Here is a 25484-nt window from a genome sequence, read left to right on the forward strand (position 1 = left end):
GCGCGTTTCTTTGCACGGGAGCGGGTTTTCGTGGAAAACAAAATTTTAACACTTCGGCCGGGTATAGTATTTTTCCGCCCAAATTCAGGATGCACCACTTGGGTCGGAAGGCCCCGCGCCTGGACCGTATCATAATGTGTGTATCCAAACCAAATCAATCATCTATGAGAAAAAGCTTGCTAGTGGTTGCCACTGCATTCACTTCGTCGGTGGTCATGGCTCAGAACGTGACCCTCACCGGTAAGGTGAAAAACACTGCTTCGAACGAGAACGTGCCAGCCGTATCGGTTACCGTCAAAGGCGGCGCGCAGGGTGCGTATACCGACGACAACGGCAACTTCCGCATTACGGTGAACAAACTGCCCGTGACCCTGATTGTGAGCTCCGTAGGCTTCGACAGCCGCGAGATCACGGTTTCCACCTCCGGCGCTTCCGTCGACGTACAGCTTTCGCCCGCCAGCACGCTGGGCCAGGAAGTGATCGTGTCGGCTACGCGCAGCCCGGAGCGCATCCTCGAGTCGCCCGTGACCGTGGAGAAGATGAACAGCCTCACGCTCCGCAACGTGCCCGCCCCCAGCTACTACGAGGCCATCGGCAACCTCAAGGGCGTTGACATGCATACGGCGAGCCTTACCTTCCGTACCATCACCACCCGCGGCTTCGTAGCTTCCGGTAACACCCGCTTTAACCAGCTCATCGACGGTATGGACAACCAGGCTCCCGGCCTGAACTTCTCCGTTGGCTCCGTTATCGGACCCTCCGAGCTCGACGTCGATAACATCGAGATGCTGGCAGGCGCCTCCTCGGCACTCTACGGCTCCGGCGGTATGAACGGTACACTCCTCATCAACACCAAGAACCCGTTCAAATACCAGGGCTTCTCCTTCCAGGTGAAGCAGGGTATCATGAACATCCAGAACCCCGAGCAGAAGCCCTCGCCTTACTTCGACTGGTCGGCCCGCTACGGCAAGGCCTTCAACGAGAAACTGGCGTTCAAATTCTCCGGCCAGTTCATCAAGGCTACCGACTGGGCAGCCTACGACTACGATAACGTGCTCCGCAACTCGGTGTTCAGCCGCGTTACGAAGGGCGGCCGCAGTTCCGACCCGAACTACGACGGGGTGAACGTGTATGGCGACGAGACCTCGCAAAGCTTCGCAGCCGTGAGTGCCGCTACCGAGGCGGGTATCCGCCAGGGCGTGCTTGGTGCTACAGGCGGGCTGCTCGATCCCAACAACCTCGCACAGGCCTTCATCACAACCTTCCCCACGGCAACGCCCGCGCAGCTCGCTGCTTTCCTCGGCAACCCGATGATCCCGGTAGCCCTGCGCCCGACGCTGCAGCAATACATCCCGCTGTACCTGGCCAACCGCAACGGAGCCGTTGCCAACGTGAACGTATCGCGTACCGGGTATAAGGAGCGCGACCTTGTCGACTACAACACCATCAACTTCAAAGGCACCGCCGGCCTGTTCTATAAGATCACGCCGTCGATCGAAGCTTCCTTCAACACCTACCTCGGTACGGGTACCACCGTGTACACCGGCGCCGACCGCTACTCGCTGAAGAACCTCGTGATGGCGCAGCACAAGCTCGAGGTACGTGCCCGCAACTGGTTCGTGCGCGGCTACACCACGCAGGAAAATGCCGGTGACTCCTACAACGCCACGGTGCTCGGTCGTATCATGAACGAGCGCTTCAAGCCGAGCCAGACCTGGTATCCGACCTATGCCGTTGCCTATGCCGGCAACCGCTTTGCCGGTAACAGCGACCTCGGCTCGCACATCGCCGCCCGCAGCCTCGCCGACGCTGGCATGCCCATGCCGGGCACGCAGGCCTTCAACGACCTGAAGAACGCCGTAGCCGCAGCACCCATCGGCTCCAACCCCCAGGTGAACGGGGCCCGCTTCCTCGACCAGTCTGACCTCTGGGCTGCCGAAGGCCAGCTGAACGTATCGAACCTCGGCGGCTTCTCCAACATGGTGGAAGTAATCGCCGGCGCCCAGTGGAAGCAGTACGTGCTCAACTCGCAGGGTACCCTCTTCGCCGACACCGCCGGCAAGCTGAAGCCCGCCGAAGTAGGGGGCTACATACAGCTGAAGAAGCGTCTTTTCAACGACCTCCTGACGCTGACCGCCGCCGGCCGCTACGACAAGCATACGAACTTCGAAGGCCGCTTCACGCCCCGCGTGACCGCCGTGGTACGTGTAGCCAAGGACAACAACATCCGCCTGTCGTACCAGACCGCTTACCGCTTCCCCACCAACCAGGACCAGTACATCAACCTGAACGTAGGCTCCGGCCTGCTGATCGGTGCGCTGCCCTCGTTCCAGACCTTCTACAACCTGAACTCGAACCCGGGCTATAGCTCCGAGTCGGTAGCCGCCGCCCGCGCTGCCAATAACCCGGCGCTGCTGCAGGCGTACACGTTCAAGGCCATGAAGCCGGAAACGGTCACCTCCTACGAGGTAGGCTACAAAGGTCTGCTCGGCAAGCGCCTGTATTTCGATGCCTACGCGTACTACAGCCAGTACCAGAACTTCCTTGGCCGCGTGGCCGTGGTACAATCGCTGACGGGCACGCCCGCCGGCGCGCTGAACCCGAGCGCTGCCTCTTCGCGCAACCTGTCGTACATCCAGAACACCGACCAGGAAGTGAAGGCCCTCGGCTGGGGGGTGCAGGCTGACTTCAACCTGTACCGCAACATCACCCTGTACACGAACGTGTTTTCCGACGAGCTCCGCGACGTGCCGGCCAACACCGCCACCGCCTTCAACGCGCCCCGCTACCGCACCAACATCGGCCTGCGCAGCGATAACGTGTTCCGGGGCATCGGCTTCAACGTGGTCTGGAAATGGCAGGACGAAGTGTTCTATGAAGGCACCTTCGTAACCGGCACCCTGCCTTCCTTCAGCACCCTCGACGCGCAGGTTTCCTACCGCATCCCGAACACCAAGTCGGTGCTCCGCATCGGCGGTACCAACATCGGCAACGAGTACTACCGCTCCGGCTACGGCTCTCCGTATGTAGGCGGCCTGTACTATGCTTCCTTCGGTTACAACATCTTCTGATCGTGAGATCCGAACCGATAACGAAAGCCCCGGCCAAAGCGCCGGGGCTTTTTGGTTTGAGATTTTAGATTTGAGATTTTCAGGCCTTGCACGTTTGCCGAGTGCGCAGCGGAATTGGCTGGTGACTGCCCAATTGCTTGCAGTTGTTATCCGGCTTGCAGGCTGGCTTTATAGATGAGGGTTGGTGGCCGGGCAGGGTTCCTTATTAACGCAAAGGCGCGAAGGCTTTTGTCTGGAGTCGTTTAAAGTACAGTGTTTCCGCAAACAGGTAGCGACATCCGCGGAAACTCGGGGCTTTTTTCAAGAGCGCTAAGGGACGGCCGCAAGCGGCCGTTAGCGGGGATCCACAGTGCTTGCTTGAGCCGGTTGCAGCAATCCGAAGTAGCGATTGGATTCGTAGTAAGATTCCATTGCTCTTTGCGTACTCCGCGCCTTTGCGTCACTGCGAGAAACCCGCGTAGTACTTTAGGAAAAGAAAGGCCGCTTGCGGCCGTCATAGATCCAGGATCCAAGATCTCACAGCTGAGATCAAAAAAGCCCCGGCGGTTCGGCCAGGGCTTTTATAGGAGGAGGATGGATTGTATCGTACGGATCAACCGAAGATGCCGCCTTTTTTCAGGCTGCGGATGCCTTCGGCGATCTTAAAGCCATTCTGGTATACTTCGATCTTGTAGTCGCCGGTCTTGAAGTTTTCCTGGCGCAGGGGAACAGACACCGGCTTGCGGGTACCCTGCTCGTAGTCGATGGAGCTCTTGAACGTGAACGGGCGATCGCCTTCGGTACGGGTAGTGAGCGTGCCGGAACCGAGGTTCGGGTCGTTGATCACCTGGCCGTCGGGGTTGGTCACGATCACATAGAGATCGGCGGGACCGGAGCGGGCAACGCGGTTCTCCACATCGAAGGAAATCACCAGCTTGTTTACGCGGCGGGCAGTGGTGGTTTCTTTCTCTTTACCGTTGCGGCGCTCGTCGATCGGCTTGATGGCGATGTTGGAGGCGGAGAAGGTGGAGGCCACATCAACCGTTTTAGCGAGCTCCTCTTTTTCAGAAGTCGTTGTCTGCAGGTTTGCCTGCAGCACGCTGCGCTCCTGGGTCAGTTGCTCGTTGTTGGAGGCAAGCTCCTGGTTCTCCCCATTGAGGCGGGCCACTTCGGCTTCGAGGTTGGCGATCTTGCCGTTCAGCGTGGCGATGAGGCCACGGGCGCGGCGCAGTTCGGACTGCGAGGCATTGCGGTTCTTCACGATGCGGTCGATCTCGGAGCGGAGCTTCGCGATCTCCCCCTGGCTTTGCGAGATCTGTCCTTCCAGGTTGTTGTTGTTGCCGGTGAGCGTGTCGAGGCGGGTAAGGGCGTCGTTGTAGAGGATCTGCACCGAGTCGCGGGTGCTCATGGCCTGGTTGGCCTGCGTTTGCGTGGTAGCGATCTTGGTGTCGGATTCGTTCTTCGTCTTCAGAAAATAAGCCCAGGTGCCTAATAAACCGGCTGCCAGAACGCCAATCACTATATTTTTGACGTTGTTATTCGGTGTGGTGCGGACGGTCGTGGTTTTCTGAGGCTCATTTGCGGAGGGATAATTCGTGTCTGCCATCGTCAATCGATTTAAGGTTAGGAATGTGTGTTAAGGGGTTTTCGGTTAGCTGCTTACGCAATTTTCGCACCCGACTCCGAAAACCATGCCAAAATAATAACAAACCGCTGTACAACCATTCACAAATGAGCGCACAAAAGATCATCGGGGAGCTGAAGAAAGGGCTATACAAGCCGGTTTACTGGCTCGAGGGGGAGGAGGAATATTTTATTGATCAGGTGATGGACTATGCGGAGCACCACATCTTGTCGGAAAGCGAAGCGGGCTTCAACAAGACGGTCTTTTACGGGCGCGATGCCGACTGGGCCTCCGTCATCAATGCCTGCCGCCGCTACCCGATGTTCGCCGAGCGGCAGGTGGTGCTGCTCCGGGAAGCGCAGTCGATGCGCGACATCGAAAAGCTCGAAGCCTACATCGAGAAGCCGCTCCCGAGCACCCTGCTCTTCGTGGCCTATAAAGGCAAAAAGGTCGACGGCCGCACCAAGCTCGCCAAGATCCTGAAGGAGAAGAGCGTGCTGTACACCACCAAGAAGCTGTACGAGAAGGACCTGCCCGAGTGGACGCAGGAAGTGGTGAAGGCCGCCGGCTTTACCATCGAGCCCAAGGCCCTGCACCTGCTCATCGACCATATCGGCAACGACCTGAGCCGCATCTACAACGAGGTGCAGAAGATGACCCTCAACCTGGCCGGGCGCAAGACCATCACCCCCGACGACATCGAGCAGTTCGTGGGCATCTCCAAGGAATACAACGTCTTTGAGCTGCAGGATGCCCTCGCACGCCGCGACTACTACAAGGCGATGCGGATCGTCAACTACTTCGATCACAACCCCAAGGCGGCGCCGCTGCCGCTTGTCTTTCCGTCGCTGTACGGCTTCTTCAGCAAGCTGCAGGTGGTGCACAGCGCTCCCCCGGGGCAGGAGAAGGCGCTTGCCGCATCCATCGGCATCAACGAGTGGAAGCTGAAGGACTATGTGCAGGCGGCCAAGCAATACGCGCCGCATACCGTCGAGAAGAACCTGCTGTTGCTGCATCAATACAACCTCAAAAGCGTAGGGGTAGACGATGCCGGCTCCGGCGACGGGGAGTTGTTGAAGGAGCTCGTGGTGAAGATGATCATGGATTAGGATGTCAGATCTCGGATCTCAGATTTCAGATTTATTGCTGAAGCACGTAAAAGATCGCAGATTTCAGATCGGTGATTTCAAATTTAGGCTGGCGCATGTCAGGGGGATCTCGGAGCAAAGATGATCTCAGCAACGTACTAACGCGCCATTTGCTGGATAACTTGAATAGCAACCTGCGTCTTTGCGTGAAATCCGCGTTGTGCTTTAGGAACAGCCAGGCGCTTGCGCTGGGACTACGCGTGACAAGCACTCCGCGTAACGCGGGAGATTGCTTCGCTCCGCTCGCAATGACGTGCTTCGCTGAGCTACCCCGCAGTAGGCGGAGCTTGCAATGACAGACGCCTAAAGCTTATGAGCATTTTTCCACTATAGACGACCCTTACCAATAGACCAATAGACGAATAGACCAATAAACCCGCGCGCAGCCCTTACCACTCACTGCCCAGAATTCGGAGCGAATCCTCCTTATCGCGGTGCAGTTGCTCCTTCAGCGTTTCGAGCGAACCGTATTTCTCCTGTGGGCGGAGGTAGGCCAACACCTCGATCCGTATTGTGGCCCCGTAAATTTCTTCGTGGAAGTCGAACAGGTTTACTTCTACCCGCTCGATCGTGTCGTGCAGCGTCGGGCGCTTGCCGATGCTCAGCATGCCGCCGCCGCTGCGGACGCCCACCCGGAAGCGAACGGCAAAAACACCTTCGCCGAGCCGGATCTTGTCGCCATCGGTATACTGGAGGTTGGCCGTCGGATAGCCGATGGTGCGCCCCAGCTTGTCGCCGTGCACCACCGTTCCCTCGAAAAAGAAGGGGTAGCCGAGGAGCTCATTGGCGGTGGCCACGTCGCTGCTTTTGAGCGACGCCCGGATCTTGGTGGAGGAGATGGAGAGTTCGCTGATCACGTGTTTCGGGATCTCGATCAGCCGGTAGCCGAAGCGTTCCTGGAGCTGCTCGAGAAGCTCGTAGCCGCCGCTGCGGTTGTGCCCGAAGCGGTGGTCGTAGCCGATGATGAGGGTGTGCGGCCGGAAGCGGCCAACAAGGAAATCCGACACATAGGCCTCTGCTTCCTGCGCGGCGAAAGCTGGCGTGAAGGGAACCACTACGAGGTGATCGATGTCATGACCTGCGAGAAGTGCTTCCTTTTCAGCGAGTGTGGTAATGAGTTCGGGCGATACGTCGGGGTGCACGATCTTGCGGGGATGGGGATCGAAGGTGATCACCACCGATTCGCCGCCGATGCGGGCCGCCTCCGCGCGCAGTGCGCCGATGATCTGCTGGTGCCCCTTGTGCACGCCGTCGAACGTTCCGATGGTGACCACCGCATTACGGAACTCCGGCAACCGCTCCAGATCAAAATGCACCTGCATGGCCGCGAAGGTAAACGTTTATTAGTCTATTGGTTTATTGGTCTATTGGTAATGGGTCGTTTACAGTCGATCCTTTCTTCCGAAACACAGAATGTGTCTGGCTCTCCTGGCTCGCTTGCGGACGATGCAATGAACGACGCACCTATTTACTTCTCTTTACCAATCGACCAATAGACAAATAGACAAATTGACCATTACCTTTGCCGCATGTCCCTCTACTCACGGCGCGGTGTATCGGCACAGAAAGAAGAAGTGCATGCCGCTACCCAGAACATCGACAAAGGACTCTACCCGCGGGCATTTTGCAAGATCTACCCCGACCTGCTGGGCGGCGACGCCGATTGGGTGAGCGTCATGCACGCCGACGGCGCGGGCACCAAGAGCATCCTCGCTTACCTCTACTGGAAAGAGACCGGTGACCTGTCGGTCTGGAAAGGCATCGCGCAGGACGCGATCGTGATGAACCTCGACGACCTCATCTGCGCAGGCATCTACGACAACCTCCTGTTCTCTTCCTCCATCGACCGCAACAAGGCCCGCATCCCCGGCGAGGTGCTCCAGGCCCTCATCGAAGGCACACAGGAGTTCCTCGACGGCATGAGCTCGATGGGTGTGAAAATCGGTTTTCTTGGCGGTGAAACGGCCGACGTAGGCGACGTGGTGCGAACGGTGGCCGTCAACGGCACCATGGCCGCGCGCTGGCCGAAGAGCGGCCTCGTGACTAACGAGAAGATCGCACCGGGCCAGGTCATTGTTGGCCTCGCCTCCAACGGCCGTGCTACCTACGAGGCATCCTATAACAGCGGCATCGGCTCCAACGGGCTTACCAGCGCCCGGCATGACGTGCTCCACAAACATTACAAATCTTTCCCGGAGACCTTCGACGAGACGCTTGCCGAAGACGTGGTCTATATCGGCAAGCACCGCCTAACCGACAGCATCGACGTGAGCGGCGAGCTGATGAACATCGGGCAGCTCATTCTTTCACCCACCCGCACCTTTGCGCCCGTGGTGCGTCAACTGCTGCAGGAGCACTTCGATCAGGTGTCAGGGCTCATCCATTGCAGCGGAGGCGGACAGACGAAGTGCCTCAAATACCTCCCGGAAGGCGTGCGGGTGGTCAAGGACAACCTGCCGGCGCCCCCCGAGATCTTCCGCCTTATCCAGGCCGCCAGTGGCGCCGACGAGCGCGAGATGTACCAGGTGTTCAATATGGGCATACGTCTTGAGGTCTATACCAGCGAGCAGGCCGCCGAGGCCGTCATCGCCACCGCCCGGCACTACGGCATTGAGGCAGGGGTGATCGGCCGGGTAGAAGGTTCTGTTAAAAAGGAGCTGGCCCTCCGCGTGGGCGGCCAGGAGATTCTTTATTAATTTATTTTCGAAAAAACAGGCTATGTCGGAATCCATCATCGAGCTCAGGAACGTGAATATCTACCAGGGAGAGAACCAGGTGCTGCATAATGTGAACCTGCGCGTCAACCGCGGCGAGTTCGTGTACCTCGTAGGCAAGACCGGCACCGGCAAATCAAGCCTGTTGAAGACGCTCTACGGCGAGCTGCCCCTGCGCGACGGCGAAGGCACGGTGGCCGGCTACGACCTCCGCAAGCTCGACTGGAAAAAGGTACCCTTCCTGCGCCGCAGCCTCGGTGTCGTATTCCAGGATTTCCAGCTGCTCACCGACCGCAACGTGAACGAGAACCTCAAATTCGTGCTGAAGGCCACGGGCTGGAAGGACGAGAAGCTCATGAACGAAAAGATCGCCGACGTACTCGATAAGGTGGGCCTGAAGTCGAAAGGATTCAAGATGCCCTTCGAGATGAGCGGTGGCGAGCAGCAGCGGGTGGACGTTGCCCGAGCCCTGCTCAATTCGCCGAAGCTGATCCTGGCCGACGAGCCCACCGGCAACCTCGACCCGGAGACCTCCGACGAGATCATGCAGCTGCTGTTCCATATCTCGCGCGACTACGGTACTGCCATCGTCATGGCCACGCACGACTATATCGTGATCAATAAATTCCCCGCGCGGATGCTCCGAACGGAGCTCGGCCAGGTGATCGACAACGCTTCTATAGCCATGCATTAAGCGCTTCGGCGTTCTTCCGGTTGTTGTATACATCGGCAAGGCGCCGCCGCCGCTCCCGTATTTCTTCGGTAAACGGGATTTCCCACAAAGCTTGTACGCATGCCCGGAAGGCTTCCGGTGTTTCGGCGATCTCTGCCGCGCTGTCAAACGCAGTGCCCGCAACGCCGGCACCGTTCGCGACGCAATGCCTTCCGGCGAACAAGGCGTGCAGCATCTTAAGCTTCAACCCCGTGGTATTGAAGGACGGCAGTACGTTGATGTGCGCTTCGCGGAGCAATAATTCCATGGCTGCTTCGTCGGGATTGGAGACGAAGCGGATATGTGAAAAGGGCGCGCCCGCCTGCACCAGTGCCTCCGGTATGTTCTTGCCGGCGACGACGAAGGGCAGCGGCAGGAAGGCGAATACCTCGCGGATCAGCCACCGCGCTGCTTCCATGTTCTCGGCTACTTCCAGATTTCCCTGGTACAGGCAATAGGTACCGCGGCCCGGGCTTCCCTCCAGCGTTTGCCAGGGTGTAAACGATGGGATGAAGGGGAGGTGCGTGAACCCGTATTGCTGTCGGAGTACCTCAATATCGTTGTACGCCACGCAGGCGAGCGGCACGTCCTTCGGAAGCTGCTGCTGGTACTTTGCGAGCTGCCTGCTTTCGCGCAGGAAGAAAAGGCGCTTCAGCAGTGCCGGCTCGTTCTGTGCCAGCCCGGCATAATAGGCGGCCTCATCGTTGTGCATCCGTACGAGCAGCTTTCGGCCCGGGCGGAGCAGCGGGAGCAGGCCGGCGCAGTGGATGCCTTCCAGCAGTACCGGGTGCCCGTCGCGGTTCAACACTTCGGCAAGGTCCGTATTTATACGGGAGCCGACGATATAGGGTAGTCCCTGCAGCAGGCTCGATACGGGTCCCTTGCGCCGGTAGGCCCGGATGCTGGCGCAGTAGGGCTCCAGGCCTTTGGCCGACCGCCCTGACTTGTACTCGAAAAAATGCAGTTGGATCTTGCGGCCCGACTCCGCCAACGCTTTCACTTTGTAGAACATGTCGATGGCACCCCCGTAGTTGGCAGGCGCCGGCGCGTCGAGGCACACGATATGGAGGTGCTCAGCGCCCATCGAACAGTTTTTTGTAGAAGACCACGAGCTTTTCGCTTTCGCGCTGCCAGTTCAGCTCCTGTCGCGCCCGCAGGCAATTGGCCCTGAGCCGCTCAAGGAGTGCTTCGTCGGTGAGCGTGCGCCGCAAGGTTTCGCGCAGCCCTTCCACAGAGAGATCGGAAACCAGCACCGCCACTTCGAACTGCTCGTTGATGGCGCGGTACACCGGGTAGTCGACACAGACCTGCGGGATGCCGGCATGGATATAGTCGAAAAAACGATTGGCGAGGGAAAGGTAGTTGCTGCGCCCAAGGTCGTCGAAGAGGGTGAAGCCAAGCAGGGCGCGGGGCGTGATCCGGGCGAGGTCTGCCGGTAAGGCCCGTCCCTTCAGCTGCACGGTTTCGGCGAGGCCGTGCTCCGCGATGAGCCGCCCCGCTTGCTCCAGGTAGTTGCCGCTGCCGTAAATATGGAAGGGCACGTCGAGTCCTTTGAACGCAGGTATCAGCGTCTCGAAGGATCTCCCTTCGTTAACGGCGCCCTGGTAGATCACAAAGCGTTCCGGTGCCGCGGGTGGCAACTCCCGGAGTACGGCTATGTTGCGGACCACTTCGTAGTGCACGCCGTAGTCTTGCCGCAGGATGTCGCGGATCGGCTCGTTCACCGTATACCCCTGCGGAAAGCGCGGTACGGAAAAGCGCTCGATGGCCTTCCAGGCTTTGTAGACCCGGGGGCGCGTTACGATCTCTTTCATCTCGCAAAAAAGCTCGTGGGCATCGTACACACGCGGCACGCGGCGAAGGGCTGAAGCGGCCCAGCACGGCAGGATCGTATCGAGGTCGATGGCGCACACCGCGTGCAGGCGGCAGACCAGCAGGAAGAAGAGGAGCCGGAGATTGATCTCGAGGTAGGAGAGCGGGCCCTTCTGGATCCATAAGGGCAGGCGCTTTTGCCGGAAGGGCTGCGCACCAAGCGGCGGGGCGCCCGTTCGCCGGAAACCGACCAGCAATACATCGTAACCCGCCTCCGCCACCGACGAACAAATCCGGATCATCCGCTGGTCAAAGCTCAACTCGTTGGTGACGGTAAAGACGATCGTTCTCATGAAGCCGTATCCAGTTCGGAATGGCGGTAGATCCGCTCGATGATCTCGACCACCTTCACCGCTTCCAGGATGGAGGGCAGGCTATTGGGGCTGCCGTCGAGCGCGCGGAGGAGGTCGTCGTAAACCAGGTGGTGGTTGCTCATCGAGCCGGTGTACGCCCCATAATCGTTTGCTGTACCGCTGCCCGGCTCGTATCCAGAAGTATCGATACCGGAGCTCCATTCAAGCAGATTGAGGTATTCACCTCCGATCTTAACCGAGCCCATTTCGCCAAACAGGGTCAGGGAGCCCTCGCGGTTATGGGTACCGCTGTTGATGGTGTAATGAAGGGTGCCCGATACGCCGCCTTCGGTACGCAGCAGCGCTACGCCACTGTCTTCGGTTTTCAGGTTTGCGCGGAGGCCGTGGTTGCTGCGTCGCCCCTGCGCCCAGGTGATATCGCCAAGGAACCAGTAGAGCAGGTCGATGAAGTGGCTGAACTGCGTGTACAGGAGGCCACCGTCGAGGTTCGGGTCGCCGTGCCAGTCGCCGTTGTAATAGCTCTCCGGGCGCTGCCAGAAGCAATTGAGCTGAAAGCTCAGGATGCGGCCGAGTGCGCCGCGCTCCAGCAGGTCCTTCACGAAGCGCACAGGCTCGTTGTAGCGGTTCTGTTTTACAATGTGCAGCTTGCGGCGGAAGAAGTGCGCCGTGTTCAACATCTCCCAGGCGCCTGCCGATGTGAGGCACAGGGGCTTCTCGCACAGCACGTGGCGGTAGGCCTGGAGGCTTTTGATACAGTGCTCCGCGTGCAACCCATTGGGGGTACATACTACCACTACGTCGATCTCTTTCTCCGAAGCAAGCAGGTGATCGATCGAAGGGTAGGTCCGGGCGCCATAACGGTTGCCGAAGGCTTCCGCTTTTGCGCTGTCGGTATCACAAACGGCAACAAGGCGGCCCTTCTGCTGGATCTGTTCGGCATGCCGGGCCCCGATGCGGCCACACCCGACGAGTGCGAATTGGTACATGCTGTAAAAGTAACGGGCGCGGCGCAAAAAAAGTCCTGCCGTGTGGCAGGACTTTTCAAAGGAAGTAGCGTCTGAATTACATACCGCCGGAATCGACACCCGCATCTTCCTGGCGCGTGTTCTTGCGCTTGAAGAGCGTAGCATCCATCTTGCCGAAGCGCCACGAGAAGTTGAGGCGCGCGATCTGCGGGTCGCGACGACGCACCACGTCCTGCACGAAGCCCGAAGACTCGATGTGCGCGTCGTACTTGCGCGTGCGGAAGATATCGTTGACGTTGAGCGATAAGGTCGCTTTCTTGTCTTTCAGGAAGTCGAAGCGTACACCGGCGTCCACACCGTAGTTGGGGCGGATAAAGCCCTGGGCTGCAGAACCGCCGCCGCCGCCGCCGAACATGCCGCCGCCGCCGCCACGGCCGCCGCCGCTGTTGGAGCCGCCGGGCGCCGACACGATCCGGGACGTATAGTCGCCGGAAAGCTGCAGGCTGAAGTTCTTCGGCAGGCGGATCTGGTTGTTCACCTTGAAGAAATAGGAGAGGAAAGGATCCTGGTCGGGCTGGCCAACCACGTCGATCTGCGAGGTAAAGAAGTTCGCGTTCGACGTCAGGTCCCACCACTTCGTGATCTTGTTGCGGCTTACGAGCTCGAGGCCGGTCACGTAGCTGCGGTTGGCGTTGATGTACGAGTTCACGAACACATCCCGCTTCAGGAAGGTGTCGAACTCGGGCGCCTGGTAGCCGGTGATCAGGTTATTGGTGTTCTTGAAGTAGACCGAAGCAATAAAATTGTCGCGGTTCTTGAACTGGTGCGAGAACGACAGTTCCACCGAGTTGGTGAACTCCGGTACGAGCGCAGGATTGCCGCGGCTGATGTTCAGCGAGTCGGAATAATCGGTGAAGGGGAAAAGCTGCCAGAAGTTGGGGCGGTTGATGCGGCGGCTGTAGTTCATCTGCAGGTCGCTGAAGTCGGTCAGCTTCTGGCTCAGGAAGATGCTCGGGAAGAGGCTGACAGGGAACTCGGTGCGGAACGACTGGCTGCGGTTGAGCACGCCCTCGTTGGTGGAGCTTTCGGCGCGCAGGCCCAGCTGGTAGCCGAAGTTCTTGATCCGGGCGGAGTAGTTGCCATACAGCGCGTAGATCCGCTCCTCGTTGGTGAAGAAGGTGGCCGAGCTCTTGCCGCCAATGTTGTAGCCGATGTCGCTCATGATGTCGCGGATCTGCATGCGGGCGCCGCCTTCGAGCTTCGACTTGTCGCTAAGCGGGTTGGCATAGTCGGTCTGGAATACGAGCACCTTGTTGGTGCCGGCCACGTTCTGCTGCTGGAGGTAGCCACCCTGGTTCTCGGGGCTGGGAGATACACGGCTCGTCTGGGAGTTGATATAGCTGATGTTCTCGTTGTCGCCCTTGTTATAGGTCACGTCGGCCGTCCATTCATGCCCGGCCTTCGGGAAGATATGCTTGAACGAGGCCTGCACGCCCACGTTGCGGAAATCGCGCTCGGCGTCGGTGATGCGTGAGATGCGCTGGAGCGTGTCGGGGTTGCCGGACGAGCGCAGGTTGGTGAAGATGTTGGTGGTGCTGACGCTGTTGGGCTGGCCGCGGTTGTAGGAGCCGCTGATCGTGATGGTGTTGCGGTTGTTGAGGAAGTAGTCGAAACCGGCGCGGCCGAAGCCGAAGACGCCTTTCATCGTGGTGCTGTCTTCCTGATGGAGCACGGAAGTCTTGCCGAAGCCCGTAGTGGTACGGTCGGTGATGCCCGAGGAGATCGACTTGCGGCTCATGAGGTTGGCGCTCGCGAATACGTTGATCTTGTTCTGACGGATGTTGATGTCGCCGCCGCCGTTGGGCCGTCCGCGGGAGTCGATGCCGGCACGGATCGAACCGGCATAGCCGACGCGCTTCTGCTTCTTCAGCACGATATTGAGAATGCCTGCGGTGCCGCCGGAGGCGTCGAATTTGGCGGAGGGGTTGGTGATGATCTCCACGCTTTCAATGGCGTCGGCAGGGATCTGGTCGAGCGTGAGGGTGGTAGGGCGTCCGTCGACGAAGATCTGCGGGGCGTTGTTGCGCAGGGAGACGTTGCCGTCCATGTCTACGCTCACCGAGGGCACGTTGCGCATCACGTCTACGGCGGTGCCGCCTGCGGAGGTGATGTTGCGCTCCACGTTGAACACCTTACGGTCGATGCCCATGGTCAGCTGGGGGCGGGTAGCGGACACGGTTACGTTGGCGAGCTCTTCCTGGTTGATCTGGAGCTTGATATTGCCGAGGTCGCGGTCGAGCGCGTTGAGCATGGCTGACTGGTCCATCCCGCCCTGCGGGCGCTGGAACTGCACTTTCTGCTCCAGGGTCTTATAGCCGATGCCGGTGATGCGCAGGGTATACTGTCCCATAGCAGGAACATTCTCTACGCTGAAGTCGCCATTGGCCGCGGTCAGCATACCGCCTACGATGGATTCTTTGCGCAGCTTGGTCACGGTGTCGACGCGCATCGTTACGAGCACCACGGAAGCAGCCTCTATGCCTTTGTTGGAGCCGGCGTCCACCACGCGGCCATAAAAGCGGCCGGTCATAGAAGGTCCGCCGCGGTTGGCGCCGCCTCCGCCTGCCGGGCGTTGCTGGGCAACGGCGGAGAAGCTAAGGATGAGGGCTAGGCAGAGGTAATAAAGTCGGATCATGTACGGAAGATTGGTTTGAGGCCGCAAAAATAGACCAGAAGGGGGGTGGAGCAGCCGTTTGTTAACCATTATTAACCTTTCAAATGCAGAAGGGTTCTGAAATTGGATGAACGGTAAGCAGGGGCAAAAAGAAACCCCCGCTGTTGCGAGGGTTTTGGGTGGCTAACCGGGTTCGAACCGGCGACCCCTAGAACCACAATCTAGTGCTCTAACCAACTGAGCTATAACCACCGTCTTGGGGAGTGCAAAAATAGGGAAAAAGGCACTTTACGGTCAAATTTTATGGCAGACTTTTTTTAGCAGCATAGCCGGTAACGTTGATTAACGTGAAACAACCTGTTAACACGCCGCCTTTTCCTTTCATCAAAAACGTTTGTTAAGTTGAACACTCTGCAGGAACGCGCATCGTTTTTGCTTTAAATTTGGCAATATGCCTCCGGCTTATAAATTCCTATTCAGTATGAAAAGACTCCCTTTATTGCTAACCATGTTGGCGATCGGTATTTTCCTGGCCATCCGTGGCTTCGGATCCGACAACGCCGCACCTCCCTCGAAATATGAGCGTATCCTGCAGAACGTGGCCGAGATGATCCGCCAGGGGCACTTCAGTCCCAAAGACGTCAACGATGATTTCTCCCGGAAGGTGTACGCGAAGTATTTCGAAGGCCTCGACCCGGAGAAGAACATCTTCCTGAAAGAGGACCTCAAGAGCCTCCGCCGCCACGAAACCCGCGTGGACGACGAGCTGAAGGGAGCACCCGTAGAATTCTTCCAGGAGGTCAGCAAGATCTTCGACAAGCGCGTGGAGGAAACCAAGAAGGTATACGAGGACATCCTCTCGAAGCCGTTCGACTTCGCCGCGAAGGAGACCTATGTAGTGGACCCGAAGAAGACCGACTTTGCCGCCACCGAAGCCGAGCGCCGCGAGGCCATTCGCAAGAAGCTCAAGTATATGGCCCTCGAACGATTTGTGGACCTGCAGGAAGGCCGCGACAAGAATAAGGACTCGGTGCGCAAGACCGATGCCCAGCTTGAGGCCGAGGCCCGCGACCGTGTACGCAAGACCATGAATCGGATCTACGAGCGTAACCGCAAGACTTTTGACGAGGACAAGCGCTTTGCCGTGTACGTCAACACCATCACCAACCTGATGGACCCTTATACCGAGTTCTTCCCGCCGGTGGAGAAGCGCTATTTCGAAGAGCAGCTCAGCGGTACCTTCTCCGGAATCGGTGCCTCGCTCCAGTACGACGAAGGCAACATCAAGATCGCTACCCTGCTCACCGGCTCTCCCGCGTGGAAGTCGAAGCAGGTGGAAGTGGGCGATATCATCACCAAGGTTGGCCAGGGCAAGGACTCCGCGCAGGATATTGCCGGCTACGAGGTGGAAGACGCCGTGAAGCTGATCCGCGGCAAGAAGGGCACCGATGTGACCCTGACGCTCAAGAAGAAGGACGGCTCCCTGCAGCGTGTGACGCTCACCCGCGACGTGATCCAGCAGGACGAAGTGTTTGCCCGCAGCGCCGTCGTGGAGCAGAACGGCTCCCGCATCGGCTATATCTACCTCCCGGAGTTCTATATTTCCTTCGACGATCCGAACGGTCATAACTCGGCTACCGATGTGGCTATGGAGATCAAGAAGCTGAAGGAGGCCAAGGTGGACGGCATCGTGATGGACCTACGCTCCAACGGTGGCGGCTCGCTACCCGCGGTGGTGGATATGGTGGGTCTCTTTATCGAAGACGGCCCGGTGGTGCAGGTGCGTGGCCGCGACGGCCGCCCCATGGTGATGCGCGACAAAGACCCCGGCGTGCTTTATGACGGTCCGCTTACGGTAATGGTGAACGAGTTCTCCGCCTCTGCCTCCGAAATCTTTGCCGCCGCCATTCAGGACTACGGCCGTGGGGTCATCATCGGCTCTTCGAGCACCTATGGCAAGGGCACCGTGCAACGCGCCATCGGACTCGACCCCGATAATTTCATGAGCAACAACTCCGAGCTCGGCTCCCTGAAGCTGACGCTGCAGAAGTTCTATCGGATCAACGGCGGCGCCACCCAGCTGAAGGGTGTGACCCCCGACGTGGTGATCCCCGACCAGTACGAGCTCCTCAAGTACCGCGAGCGCGACAACGAGAACGCACTCCCCTGGGACGAGATCTCCAAAGCGAACTACCGCTCCTGGAATGGTGGTTACGACCTCCAGACGATCAAGAACCTGAGCAACTCGCGCGTGACGGCGAGTCCGGTGTTCCAGCAGATCAAGAAAAATACGGAACTGCTGGCCCAGCGCAACGATAAAGAGTATACGCTCAACATCGAGCAGTACCGCCAGGAGCAGAAAGAGATCCGTGCCCTTGCGAAGGCAACCGATAGCCTCATCAAGGCCAACCAGGAGCTCGTGATCAATTACCTCCCGGCCGACCAGGAGCGTATTGGCCAGGATAAGAACAAGCAGGAGCGCTATAATGCCTGGCTGAAAGACCGGAGCCGTGATATCTACCTCGACCAGGCCCTCCGCGTGATCGATGATATCCGCAACCAGCAGGCGCTCGCCAAGAGCAAAAAAGAGCAGCAGCCGGTGAAGACGTTTTAAGGTTACTGACCAATAATGAAACCCCGACCCTTGGTCGGGGTTTTTGTTTCCCGAAACCGGCGCAAGCGCCAGGTCTTTCCTAAAGATTAAGGCGGGTTTTATTCCGCAATTGGCGGGACAGGCTGCGTAAACGCCAAGGCGCAGGATGCACAGGAAAAATGCGGGGCTAGGAAAGCCGGCTTCACACGGTAGGTGATGGAGCGTCGCACCGCGCGGTTCTTTCTCCTCTCAGAATTCCGCATAGGGCAGATTTTCTCGATCACTCCGCGTAAAGGGGGAGATTGCGTCGCTGTGGTTTGCAATGAAGCGGACGTCGCTTCATGCATTATTCCCTGCGCGCTCCGCATCTGGGCGTCCCCGCATGACACCCGCCTTCCGCTTTGAGAAAAGCGAGCCGCTTCGGCCTCCGCGCCAAAGGCTTTTGACGCCTGCACTATAGCTTCGGCGCCGGCGCACCGACGGCGTGCGGCGGGCCAAAAAAAAGACGCCGGGTGAGGCGTCTCGATACGTTCCTGGCGCTTGTTATCCAGCAACCGGCACTGCCAGGTAACGCTCTTCCAGCACTGCGCGGTGGTGCAGCACGTGTCCGGAAACGATATAACCGATGGCGCGTACATAGATCGGGTTTCCATTGGCATTGCCGCTCCGCTCGAGGGCTTCCTCGCTCAGCGACGCAAAGAGATCGTCGGTGGAGGCAAAGAGCCGCTCCAGCTCCGACAGGATGCTTTCGGGACTGCGGCGCCCGGCCTCGCTGGTCCGAACATAGTCGTCTTCTTCGAAGCCGGGCAGGGCCGCCGACTCGCCGCGCGCGAAGCAGAGGGCACGATAAGCAAAGATGCGCTCCGCGTCGATGAGGTGCTGCACAAGCTCCTTGATGGTCCACTTGCCGGGAGCGTACGCGAAGTCCCATTTTGCTGCTGGCAAAGCGCGGAGCAGGGGCAGCACCCCGTGGCGGAGGGCAAGGGTGCCGGCCAGGGTAGGGGCCTCGGCACGGGCGATGTAGCGGTGGTAAAAGGCCGGAACGCGGTCCAGGTCGATCGTAGCCATAATCGGGTATTTTGCCGCAAAATAAAGAACCCCGCCGGTACGGGCGGGGTTCCTTTTATGGTCGGTGCTTCGACTGGCTCAGTATGTGCTTCGACAGGGTCGGCCCGACAGCTAGACGCTCGTTAGAAGGATTTTACATCCGTCTTGGTCTTCGTCTTGTTGTCTTCGGTCTTCACTTTGGTTTTCTTGCCGTCCTCGGTCTTTACTTTGATCTTGTTGTCTTCGATCTTCACTTTCACTTTCCCGCTCGTTACGGCGTCGGCAAGCTTCACGGCCTCGTAGGCGTTGATGATGCCACCGGTACGCGACAGGCTGGAGAACGGTACTTCCTCCACGTCGCCGGGCTTGGCGGTCTTCGTATCGAGCTTCACCACGCTGTTCTCGAGCACCCACTTCAGCTGCGGGGCCGTAAGGGTCGGGAAGTACTCCCACACGAGCGCCGCTACGCCGGCAGCTACCGGGGAAGCCATCGAGGTGCCCGAGTTGGAGCCGTAAGTATTGCCACCAGGGATGGTGGAGTAGATGTCGCGGCCAGGCGCGAAGAGGTCGGCTTCGTTCTTACCCCAGTTGGAGAAGTCGGCAGCAAGGCCACCGTTCTTCGGGTCGCCCGAGGCGCCGATGGTGAGCCAGGTAGTGGCGCGGCCCTCGTTCAGGAAAGAAGCGTTCGGGAAGTTGTAATCCTGGTCGAGGTTCTTGGCGTCGTTGCCGGCGGCATGCACCAGGATCACACCCTTTTCCTGGGCATAGCGTACCGCATCGTCCACCCACTGCTTTTGCGGGGAGAAGCTCTTGCCGAAGCTCATGTTGATGATCTTGGCGCCATTGTCGACCGCGTAGCGGATGGCGAGGGCAATGTCCTTGTCGTGCTCGTCGCCATCGGGCACAGCGCGGAGGCTCATGATGCGCACGTTGTCGGCCACGCCGTCCATGCCTTTCTCATTGCCACGCACCGCGGCAATGATCCCCGAAACGTGGGTGCCATGCGAAGGCGAAGCGGCCATGACGTCGTTGTTGCCGTAGTTGCGGTCGTTGATATCGGCTTCGTTGTCGCCCGTGATCTCGCCGCGGTAGTTGCGCGGAGCCTTAGTAATCGCTTCGGCCTTCATGATCCCGCCTTCAAGCTCACCGAGGATTTGGGTATTGGTGATGTCGAAGTTCTTGTTGGCGGTAAAGATCTGCATGTACATCTGGCGCGTCACGTTCACTTCCATCGGCTCGGTACCGGGAGGGGTGTAGGCCTTCAGGTCGTTGCCGGTGAATTCTTTCTTGTTGAGGCGAACGGCGAGTACGGAGTCGCCGCGCTTGATCATGGGGTACATCCGCTCGAGGAGCTTCACCTGGTTGGGATCTACGCCGCTGGTCACGTTGTTCCGGGCACGCACCCAGTCGCGGTACAGTGCCTTTTCCGCGGCAGGAACGGAGTTGCTGTCGACGCCCTCGTATTTCGCGCGGTACTGGTGGTAGAAGCGGGCGCCCTCATAGGAGTCCTGCTTCACGTTGCGGCCGTCTTTGCCGCCCAGGAAGTTCCAGCCATGGATATCGTCCACATAGCCGTTCTTGTCGTCGTCGATGCCATTGCCGGCGATCTCTTTCGGATTCCGCCAAAGCACGGGCTTCAGGTCCTCGTGCAGGGTGTCGATGCCGGAGTCGATCACGGCCACCACAACGGTCTGGCTCTTGCGTCCCTTCAGGAAGTCGTATGCCTTGTCGAGCGAAATGCCGTAGTAGCCATCGGTGGCGCGGTCGCGGGTGTGCCAGCCTTTGGGGGTGCCGGCGGCCTCTGCCTGTGCGGCGGCGTCGAATCCGAGGCCGGCGGAGAGGGCCAGCAGGAGGAGGTTACGGGCGGGAAAATGTGTTCTTTTCATGAAATCGTTTGGATATAGACCTAAAATTAAGGGGAAGCGTTGATAGGGATTTGTGAAAACAAGGTTTTGGAGGTTTTAGCGGTTTTGGTGGTTTCAGAAGGTTTCGAATGGTTCGGATGCTGGCGCGAGGCGCGCTGCTTCACCATCCGGTATGCGCTATTCCCTATTCGCTATTCCCTCTTTTTCTTCCCATCAATCCCGCCTTTTGTTCCCAAAGCTCTTCGTTTGTGCCCGAAAGTGAGTCTCTTGGTGACCGTGCGGCTCCGCACACCCCAAAACCAACAATATGAGACGCTCCCTCTTTTTCCTCTTCCTGCTGGCGGGCTTTTTCCGGCCAGCACTTGCACAGACCGGCAACGTAGACCTATCCTACAACAGCAACGATCCCGGCTTCGGCAAGGGTGACGGGCCCGACCTCGGGATTTATGCCATGGCGCCCTACGGACCCACCCAGACGCTCGTAGGCGGTTATTTTGTGACCTACAACGGCGCCTACCGCTACCGCCTCGCCCTCCTCAACGCCGATGGCACGCTCGATCCGTCCTTCAATGCCGGTTCGTCCGTAGACGGCATCGTATACCGGCTTGTGGTTCAGCCAGACGGCAAGATCCTGGTCGGTGGCGACTTCAACAATTTCAACGGCATCCCGCACGGCGGCATTCTGCGCCTCAACGCCAACGGCTCCATCGACAATACCTTCCAGGGCTATGGCGTGGACCGCCAGGTGAACGACATCGTGCTGCTGCCCGACGGAAAGATCCTTGTAGCCGGCGACTTCACCAATTACAACGGCACGGCGGTCGACGATCTTATTCGCCTCAATGCCGACGGCACGCTCGACAACAGTTTCGCGCTGCCTGCCTTTGGCAGCACCACCTCGTATTACCTCCACACGGTAAAGGTGCTTTCGAATGCGAAGCTGCTGATCGGTGGTCGCTTCCCGGCAATAAATGGCATTCCGCGGTCGGGTATCGCCAGGCTGAACAGCGATGGCACGCCCGACGCCTCCTGGGCTCCGGCCGGCGTCAATGGCAGCGGGCATGCCGAAGGGCTTGGCGAGGTACGCGCCATCGCCTTCCAGGCCGATGGGCAGATCCTTCTCGGCGGCTTCATTGCTTCCTATAACGGCGCCGCCGCCAACAACCTCGTACGCATCAACCCGGACGGTTCCCGCGACGCTTCGCTCGTAGGACGCACCACCTGGCCGCCCACGAGGGCCAGTGCCGGCGTATACTGCATCCTGCCCCAGGCCGACGGAAAGATCATGATCGGGGGCGACTTCACGGGCTACCAGAACTACTCCGTACAGAGTATGACCCGTGTGCTCGCCAATGGGTCCATCGATCTGACGTTTACCCGTATGAACAGTTTCGTGGCGCGCCCCGTATATGCCATCCGCCAGCTCGCCAACGGCAAGTACCTCGCCATCGCCCGCTCCGGCCATTGGAACGGCATCGTGCGCGGCGGGATCGTCCGGTTCGAGAACAACGGAGAGGTAGACCTGACCTACAATACGGGCGGCGGCGCCTCCTCCTACGTTTTTGGGATCCTGGCGCATCCGAACGGCAAAAACCTCGTAACCGGCCGCTTTTATGGCTATCACCAGCAGTACAAAGAGTATATGGCCTGGACCAACGACGACGGCTCCCTGGTAGCCGGTATCACCGGAACCACCCACAACGGCTGGCCCAATTCGGTGGCACTGCAGCCAAATGGAAAGATGATCATCGGCGGCGGGTTCACGGGCTACCTGGGCCTGCCGCGCGCAAACCTGGCACGGATCAACCCCGACGGCACCGGCGATCCCAGCTTCGGTACCGGCTATGCCTCGGGTCCGAACGGTACAGTGCACCACGTTCAGCTGCTGCCGGATGGCAAGGCGCTCGTGAGCGGCACCTTCAGCACCTACGGCGGCACCCCCACCGGCTCGCTGGTACGGGTGAACACCGACGGAACGCTCGATGGCAACTTCAACGCCGGAACGGGTCCGAACGGTCGCGTACGCGCCTCTATAGTACAGGCAGACGGCAAGGTGGTCATCGGCGGCGAGTTTACCACTTACAATGGTACTTCCGCAAGGTATATCGCCCGTATCAACACCGACGGATCCCTCGATGGCACCTTCAACAGCGGCACGGGCTTCGACAGCTGGGTGCTGGCGCTGGCCCAGCAGCCCGACGGCCGCATCGTGGTCGGGGGCTACCTGCGCTCGTATAACAACGCACCCGTGAAAGGCCTCGTCCGCATCGGGGCCGACGGCACCCGCGACGCCGCTTTCAACCCGGATTTCGACTACTGGCCGGGCGCGCTGCTCGTGCAGGAGTCGGGTCATATCGTGGCTGCCGGGGATTTTTACAACGTCAATGGCGTTGCGCACCGCGCCATCGTTCGCCTGCGCCCCGACGGTACCAACGACCCTTCCTTCTCTGCCGGGGCCGGCGTCAATGCGCGGATCAACGCGCTGACCGGCCTGCCCAACGGCGACCTGCTGATCGGCGGTGAGTTTACCTCGGTGGACGGGATCGGACGCAACCGCGTGGCGCGCCTCAAAGGTGCAAAGGCAACCCTCGGTGCCCTGACCGCCACTTCGTTTTGCACCGGCACCTCGATCACCGTGCCCTGGACCGTGACGCAGGCCTTTGCGGCGGGCAATACATTTACCGCGCAACTTTCTGACGCAAACGGCTCCTTTGCGAACCCGACCGTACTGGGCAGCGTCAACGGAACCGGCTCCGGCGCGGTTACCGTGCCAATGCCGTCGGTTCCCTCCGGCAGCGGATACCGGGTGCGGGTAGTGGCTTCCGCACCCGAATGGTTCACCGCCGATAACGGGGCCGACATCACGATCGCACAGACCACCACGACGATTTCCTATCCCACCGGCCCCTGGTGCACCACCACAGGTACGGGCACGGTGCAACTGCAGGGAGTGACGGGTGGCACGTTCACCGCATCGCCCGCGGGCCTCGCGATCGACGCGGCCTCCGGCGCAATCGACATCGGTGCTTCCGCGTCCGGTATTTATACGGTATCCTACCTCTCCGGTGCGTGCGCCGTGCCGGTGACCACCCAGGTTGCCGTGCGGCCCGCCACCCTCATCCAGTCGCAGCCCAACCAGCTCGTGTGCGGCGGCACCCAGATGCCGGCACTGGCCTTCGGCGGTGCACCGGGTATCGGCTTTGCCTGGACCAATTCGAACACCAGCATCGGCCTCGCAGCCGATGGCGCCGGCAACCTGCCTGCGTTTACGGCGGTGAATACGAGCGGCGTCATGCAAACCGCATCCATCAACGTGCGCATCACCGGTGGCACGGGCTGTACGGCCAAGCCGATGGTGTTCCAGATCCGCGTATCCCCGCAACCGACGATGAGCCCCGTGGGCAACCAGGTGGTTTGCGCCGGCAACAACAGCAGCCCGGTCACGTTCAGTTCCACCGCCACCGGCGTCACGTTCGTATGGACGAACAGCAACCCTGCCATCGGATTGCGTGCAACGGGCGGCGGCCACATCCCTGCGTTTACCGTGCAGAACAATACCGGGACTGCTCAGACGGGCACGATCACCGTTACGCCGCTGGCCGGTGGTTGCCCGGGCGTGCCGGTTAGCTATTCGTATACGGTGCACCCGCATGCAGCCAGCCTCTCCTACGCCGCGGCCTCGTTCTGTGCGCTGGGCAACGCACGCGCACAACTTACCGCGTCGGGCAACGGCACCTGGAGTGTGACTCCTGCCGGACTAACAGTGAGCCCCTGGGACGGCACCCTCAGCCTCACCGGTGCCGCCACCGGTAATTATACGGTGAGCTACACGGTGCCCAACACCGGCGGCGGCTGCCCCAATAGTGCTTCTACGAACGTAACGATCCTGCCGGGCGCTACCCTGGCCAATGTGCCCAACGCGGTATATTGCAACGGCGCCGCGGTACCGCCGCTCAGCTTCATCGGCACCGCTACGGGCTTCAGCTGGGTCAACAGCAATACGGCAATCGGCCTGCCCGCCGCCGGAAGCGGCAACATCGCATCGTTTACCGCTACCAACACGGGCGACGAGCCGATATATGCATTCGTTCGGGTGACGGCGCTCGGTGACGGCACCAGCATTTGTTCGGCCAAACCGGAGACCTTCCGCATCACGGTCTTTCCGACGCCAAGGGTCATCGACCCCGGTCCGCAGGTGTTCTGCCGCGGCACGGCAGTGGCGCCTTTGACGTTCAGCACGCCGGTGCCGGGTACCAACGTGTACTGGGTGAACTCGTCCAACAGCATCGGCCTCTATGCCACCTCGGGCGGCGCCACGGTGCCGGGCTTTACGGCGCAGAACCCCAACCCTGCCGGCAGCGGAATTGCCGCCGCAAGTACGCTTACCGTTACGCCGTCTGCCAATAAATGTATCGGACCTTCGGTGGCGGTGGCCTATACGGTCAACGACTGCATCACGGGGCGCGGCGACGTGCCTTCGGAGGGAGGCACGCTACGCATGGCCGCCACCGAAGAAATACGGGTGGCGCCAAACCCAACCAATGGGCTGGCCACCGTGCGCTGGTCGGTGCCCGGTACCTGGACGGTGCAGTTGCTCGGGGCCTACGGGCAGGCCATCGGGCGCCCGGTTGCCGTCAACGGCGGCACGCATACGGTTGACCTGACAGGTCTTCCTGCGGGCATGTATCGCCTTCAATTGCAGCACGTCGCTACCGGGAAATCGCAGCTTCGGAGCCTCGTGAAGCTCTGATCGGACTTACCATCTTGGTTCCTGATAAAAGACGCCCCGGCCGCAATGCCGGGGCTCTTTTTATGCACCTGCGTTCCGACCGGCCACCCGTTCGGCACTTGTGGTTGCCCGCCTGTGGCGCCGGTTGTGTACCTTTCAGGGCACTGGAGGGTGGCT

Annotated in this window: 14 protein-coding genes and 1 tRNA gene; 6 read left to right on the plus strand and 9 right to left on the minus strand. The window is 59.8% G+C overall.

Annotation, left to right across the window (positions count from 1 at the left end; all coding sequences use genetic code 11):
- Nucleotides 1-164 precede the first annotated feature (164 nt).
- On the plus strand, nucleotides 165-3071 hold the full coding sequence (locus ABD937_RS10005) for a TonB-dependent receptor (RefSeq protein ID WP_345255479.1): 2907 nt from the start codon (nucleotides 165-167) through the stop codon (nucleotides 3069-3071).
- Nucleotides 3072-3663: 592 nt separating this feature from the next.
- Here the strand turns inward: ABD937_RS10005 and ABD937_RS10010 are convergent.
- A complete protein-coding gene (locus tag ABD937_RS10010; RefSeq protein WP_345255481.1) occupies nucleotides 3664-4656 on the minus strand; it encodes a hypothetical protein in 993 nt (330 codons plus the stop codon).
- Between the two features lie 125 nt (nucleotides 4657-4781).
- On the opposite strand from ABD937_RS10010, the gene holA reads away from it, so the two are divergent.
- The gene (holA, locus tag ABD937_RS10015; protein ID WP_345255482.1) at nucleotides 4782-5783 is read left to right on the plus strand and encodes a DNA polymerase III subunit delta; all 1002 of its coding nucleotides are present in this window, start codon (nucleotides 4782-4784) and stop codon (nucleotides 5781-5783) included.
- A gap of 428 nt (nucleotides 5784-6211) precedes the next feature.
- On the opposite strand, the gene ribF is transcribed toward holA, so the two are convergent.
- Nucleotides 6212-7144, minus strand: a complete 933-nt coding sequence (gene ribF / locus ABD937_RS10020; RefSeq protein WP_345255484.1) for a riboflavin biosynthesis protein RibF — start codon at nucleotides 7142-7144, stop codon at nucleotides 6212-6214.
- 207 nt (nucleotides 7145-7351) lie between these two features.
- Here ribF and ABD937_RS10025 point away from each other — a divergent pair, with 207 nt between their 5' ends.
- Both ABD937_RS10025 and ABD937_RS10030 read left to right on the plus strand, forming a co-directional pair.
- Entirely contained in the window at nucleotides 7352-8518 is a 1167-nt protein-coding gene (locus ABD937_RS10025; protein WP_345255486.1) for an AIR synthase-related protein, read from the plus strand.
- A 22-nt stretch (nucleotides 8519-8540) separates the two neighbouring features.
- A complete protein-coding gene (locus ABD937_RS10030; protein ID WP_345255488.1) occupies nucleotides 8541-9230 on the plus strand; it encodes a cell division ATP-binding protein FtsE in 690 nt (229 codons plus the stop codon).
- Here ABD937_RS10030 and ABD937_RS10035 read toward each other — a convergent pair.
- The 5 genes from ABD937_RS10035 to ABD937_RS10055 all read right to left on the minus strand — a co-directional run bounded on the left by ABD937_RS10035 (nucleotide 9214) and on the right by ABD937_RS10055 (nucleotide 15325).
- The gene (locus ABD937_RS10035) at nucleotides 9214-10332 is read right to left on the minus strand and encodes a glycosyltransferase (RefSeq protein WP_345255489.1); all 1119 of its coding nucleotides are present in this window, start codon (nucleotides 10330-10332) and stop codon (nucleotides 9214-9216) included. The genes ABD937_RS10030 and ABD937_RS10035 overlap by 17 nt on opposite strands.
- Nucleotides 10322-11413: a glycosyltransferase gene (locus ABD937_RS10040; RefSeq protein ID WP_345255490.1), complete on the minus strand. Its 1092-nt coding sequence runs from the start codon at nucleotides 11411-11413 to the stop codon at nucleotides 10322-10324. Before ABD937_RS10040 ends, ABD937_RS10035 begins: the two co-directional genes overlap by 11 nt.
- Complete coding sequence (locus ABD937_RS10045; RefSeq protein ID WP_345255491.1) at nucleotides 11410-12420, minus strand: Gfo/Idh/MocA family protein; 1011 nt, start codon at nucleotides 12418-12420, stop codon at nucleotides 11410-11412. The genes ABD937_RS10040 and ABD937_RS10045 overlap by 4 nt, the downstream gene beginning before the upstream one ends.
- A 76-nt stretch (nucleotides 12421-12496) precedes the next feature.
- Entirely contained in the window at nucleotides 12497-15094 is a 2598-nt protein-coding gene (locus ABD937_RS10050; protein ID WP_345255493.1) for a TonB-dependent receptor, read from the minus strand.
- A 157-nt stretch (nucleotides 15095-15251) separates the two neighbouring features.
- Nucleotides 15252-15325, minus strand: a tRNA-His gene (locus ABD937_RS10055).
- Nucleotides 15326-15554: 229 nt separating this feature from the next.
- Here ABD937_RS10055 and ABD937_RS10060 point away from each other — a divergent pair.
- Complete coding sequence (locus ABD937_RS10060; RefSeq protein ID WP_345255494.1) at nucleotides 15555-17687, plus strand: carboxy terminal-processing peptidase; 2133 nt, start codon at nucleotides 15555-15557, stop codon at nucleotides 17685-17687.
- A gap of 522 nt (nucleotides 17688-18209) precedes the next feature.
- Here the strand turns inward: ABD937_RS10060 and ABD937_RS10065 are convergent.
- Nucleotides 18210-18734 (minus strand): DinB family protein, encoded by a 525-nt coding sequence (locus ABD937_RS10065; RefSeq protein WP_345255495.1) that lies wholly within the window; start codon nucleotides 18732-18734, stop codon nucleotides 18210-18212.
- 122 nt (nucleotides 18735-18856) lie between these two features.
- Entirely contained in the window at nucleotides 18857-20599 is a 1743-nt protein-coding gene (locus ABD937_RS10070) for a S8 family peptidase (RefSeq protein WP_345255496.1), read from the minus strand.
- 286 nt (nucleotides 20600-20885) lie between these two features.
- On the opposite strand from ABD937_RS10070, the gene ABD937_RS10075 reads away from it, so the two are divergent.
- The gene (locus tag ABD937_RS10075; protein WP_345255497.1) at nucleotides 20886-25328 is read left to right on the plus strand and encodes a PKD-like domain-containing protein; all 4443 of its coding nucleotides are present in this window, start codon (nucleotides 20886-20888) and stop codon (nucleotides 25326-25328) included.
- The last annotated feature ends 156 nt before the right edge of the window (nucleotides 25329-25484 follow it).

The sequence above is a fragment of the Flaviaestuariibacter amylovorans genome (assembly GCF_039541815.1).
GTDB classification, from domain to species: Bacteria; Bacteroidota; Bacteroidia; order Chitinophagales; family Chitinophagaceae; genus Flavisolibacter; species Flavisolibacter amylovorans.

Excerpts from the sequence above, each read along its gene's own strand:
- ribF (WP_345255484.1), bottom strand. The coding sequence starts at position 7,144 with ATGCAGGTGCATTTTGATCTGGAGCGGTTGCCGGAGTTCCGTAATGCG.
- holA (WP_345255482.1), top strand. The coding sequence starts at position 4,782 with ATGAGCGCACAAAAGATCATCGGGGAGCTGAAGAAAGGGCTATACAAG.
- ABD937_RS10065 (WP_345255495.1), bottom strand. The coding sequence starts at position 18,734 with ATGGCTACGATCGACCTGGACCGCGTTCCGGCCTTTTACCACCGCTAC.
- ABD937_RS10050 (WP_345255493.1), bottom strand. The coding sequence starts at position 15,094 with ATGATCCGACTTTATTACCTCTGCCTAGCCCTCATCCTTAGCTTCTCC.
- ABD937_RS10060 (WP_345255494.1), top strand. The coding sequence starts at position 15,555 with ATGAAAAGACTCCCTTTATTGCTAACCATGTTGGCGATCGGTATTTTC.
- ABD937_RS10010 (WP_345255481.1), bottom strand. The coding sequence starts at position 4,656 with ATGGCAGACACGAATTATCCCTCCGCAAATGAGCCTCAGAAAACCACG.
- ABD937_RS10040 (WP_345255490.1), bottom strand. The coding sequence starts at position 11,413 with ATGAGAACGATCGTCTTTACCGTCACCAACGAGTTGAGCTTTGACCAG.
- ABD937_RS10075 (WP_345255497.1), top strand. The coding sequence starts at position 20,886 with ATGAGACGCTCCCTCTTTTTCCTCTTCCTGCTGGCGGGCTTTTTCCGG.
- ABD937_RS10035 (WP_345255489.1), bottom strand. The coding sequence starts at position 10,332 with ATGGGCGCTGAGCACCTCCATATCGTGTGCCTCGACGCGCCGGCGCCT.
- ABD937_RS10030 (WP_345255488.1), top strand. The coding sequence starts at position 8,541 with ATGTCGGAATCCATCATCGAGCTCAGGAACGTGAATATCTACCAGGGA.
- ABD937_RS10070 (WP_345255496.1), bottom strand. The coding sequence starts at position 20,599 with ATGAAAAGAACACATTTTCCCGCCCGTAACCTCCTCCTGCTGGCCCTC.
- ABD937_RS10045 (WP_345255491.1), bottom strand. The coding sequence starts at position 12,420 with ATGTACCAATTCGCACTCGTCGGGTGTGGCCGCATCGGGGCCCGGCAT.
- ABD937_RS10005 (WP_345255479.1), top strand. The coding sequence starts at position 165 with ATGAGAAAAAGCTTGCTAGTGGTTGCCACTGCATTCACTTCGTCGGTG.
- ABD937_RS10025 (WP_345255486.1), top strand. The coding sequence starts at position 7,352 with ATGTCCCTCTACTCACGGCGCGGTGTATCGGCACAGAAAGAAGAAGTG.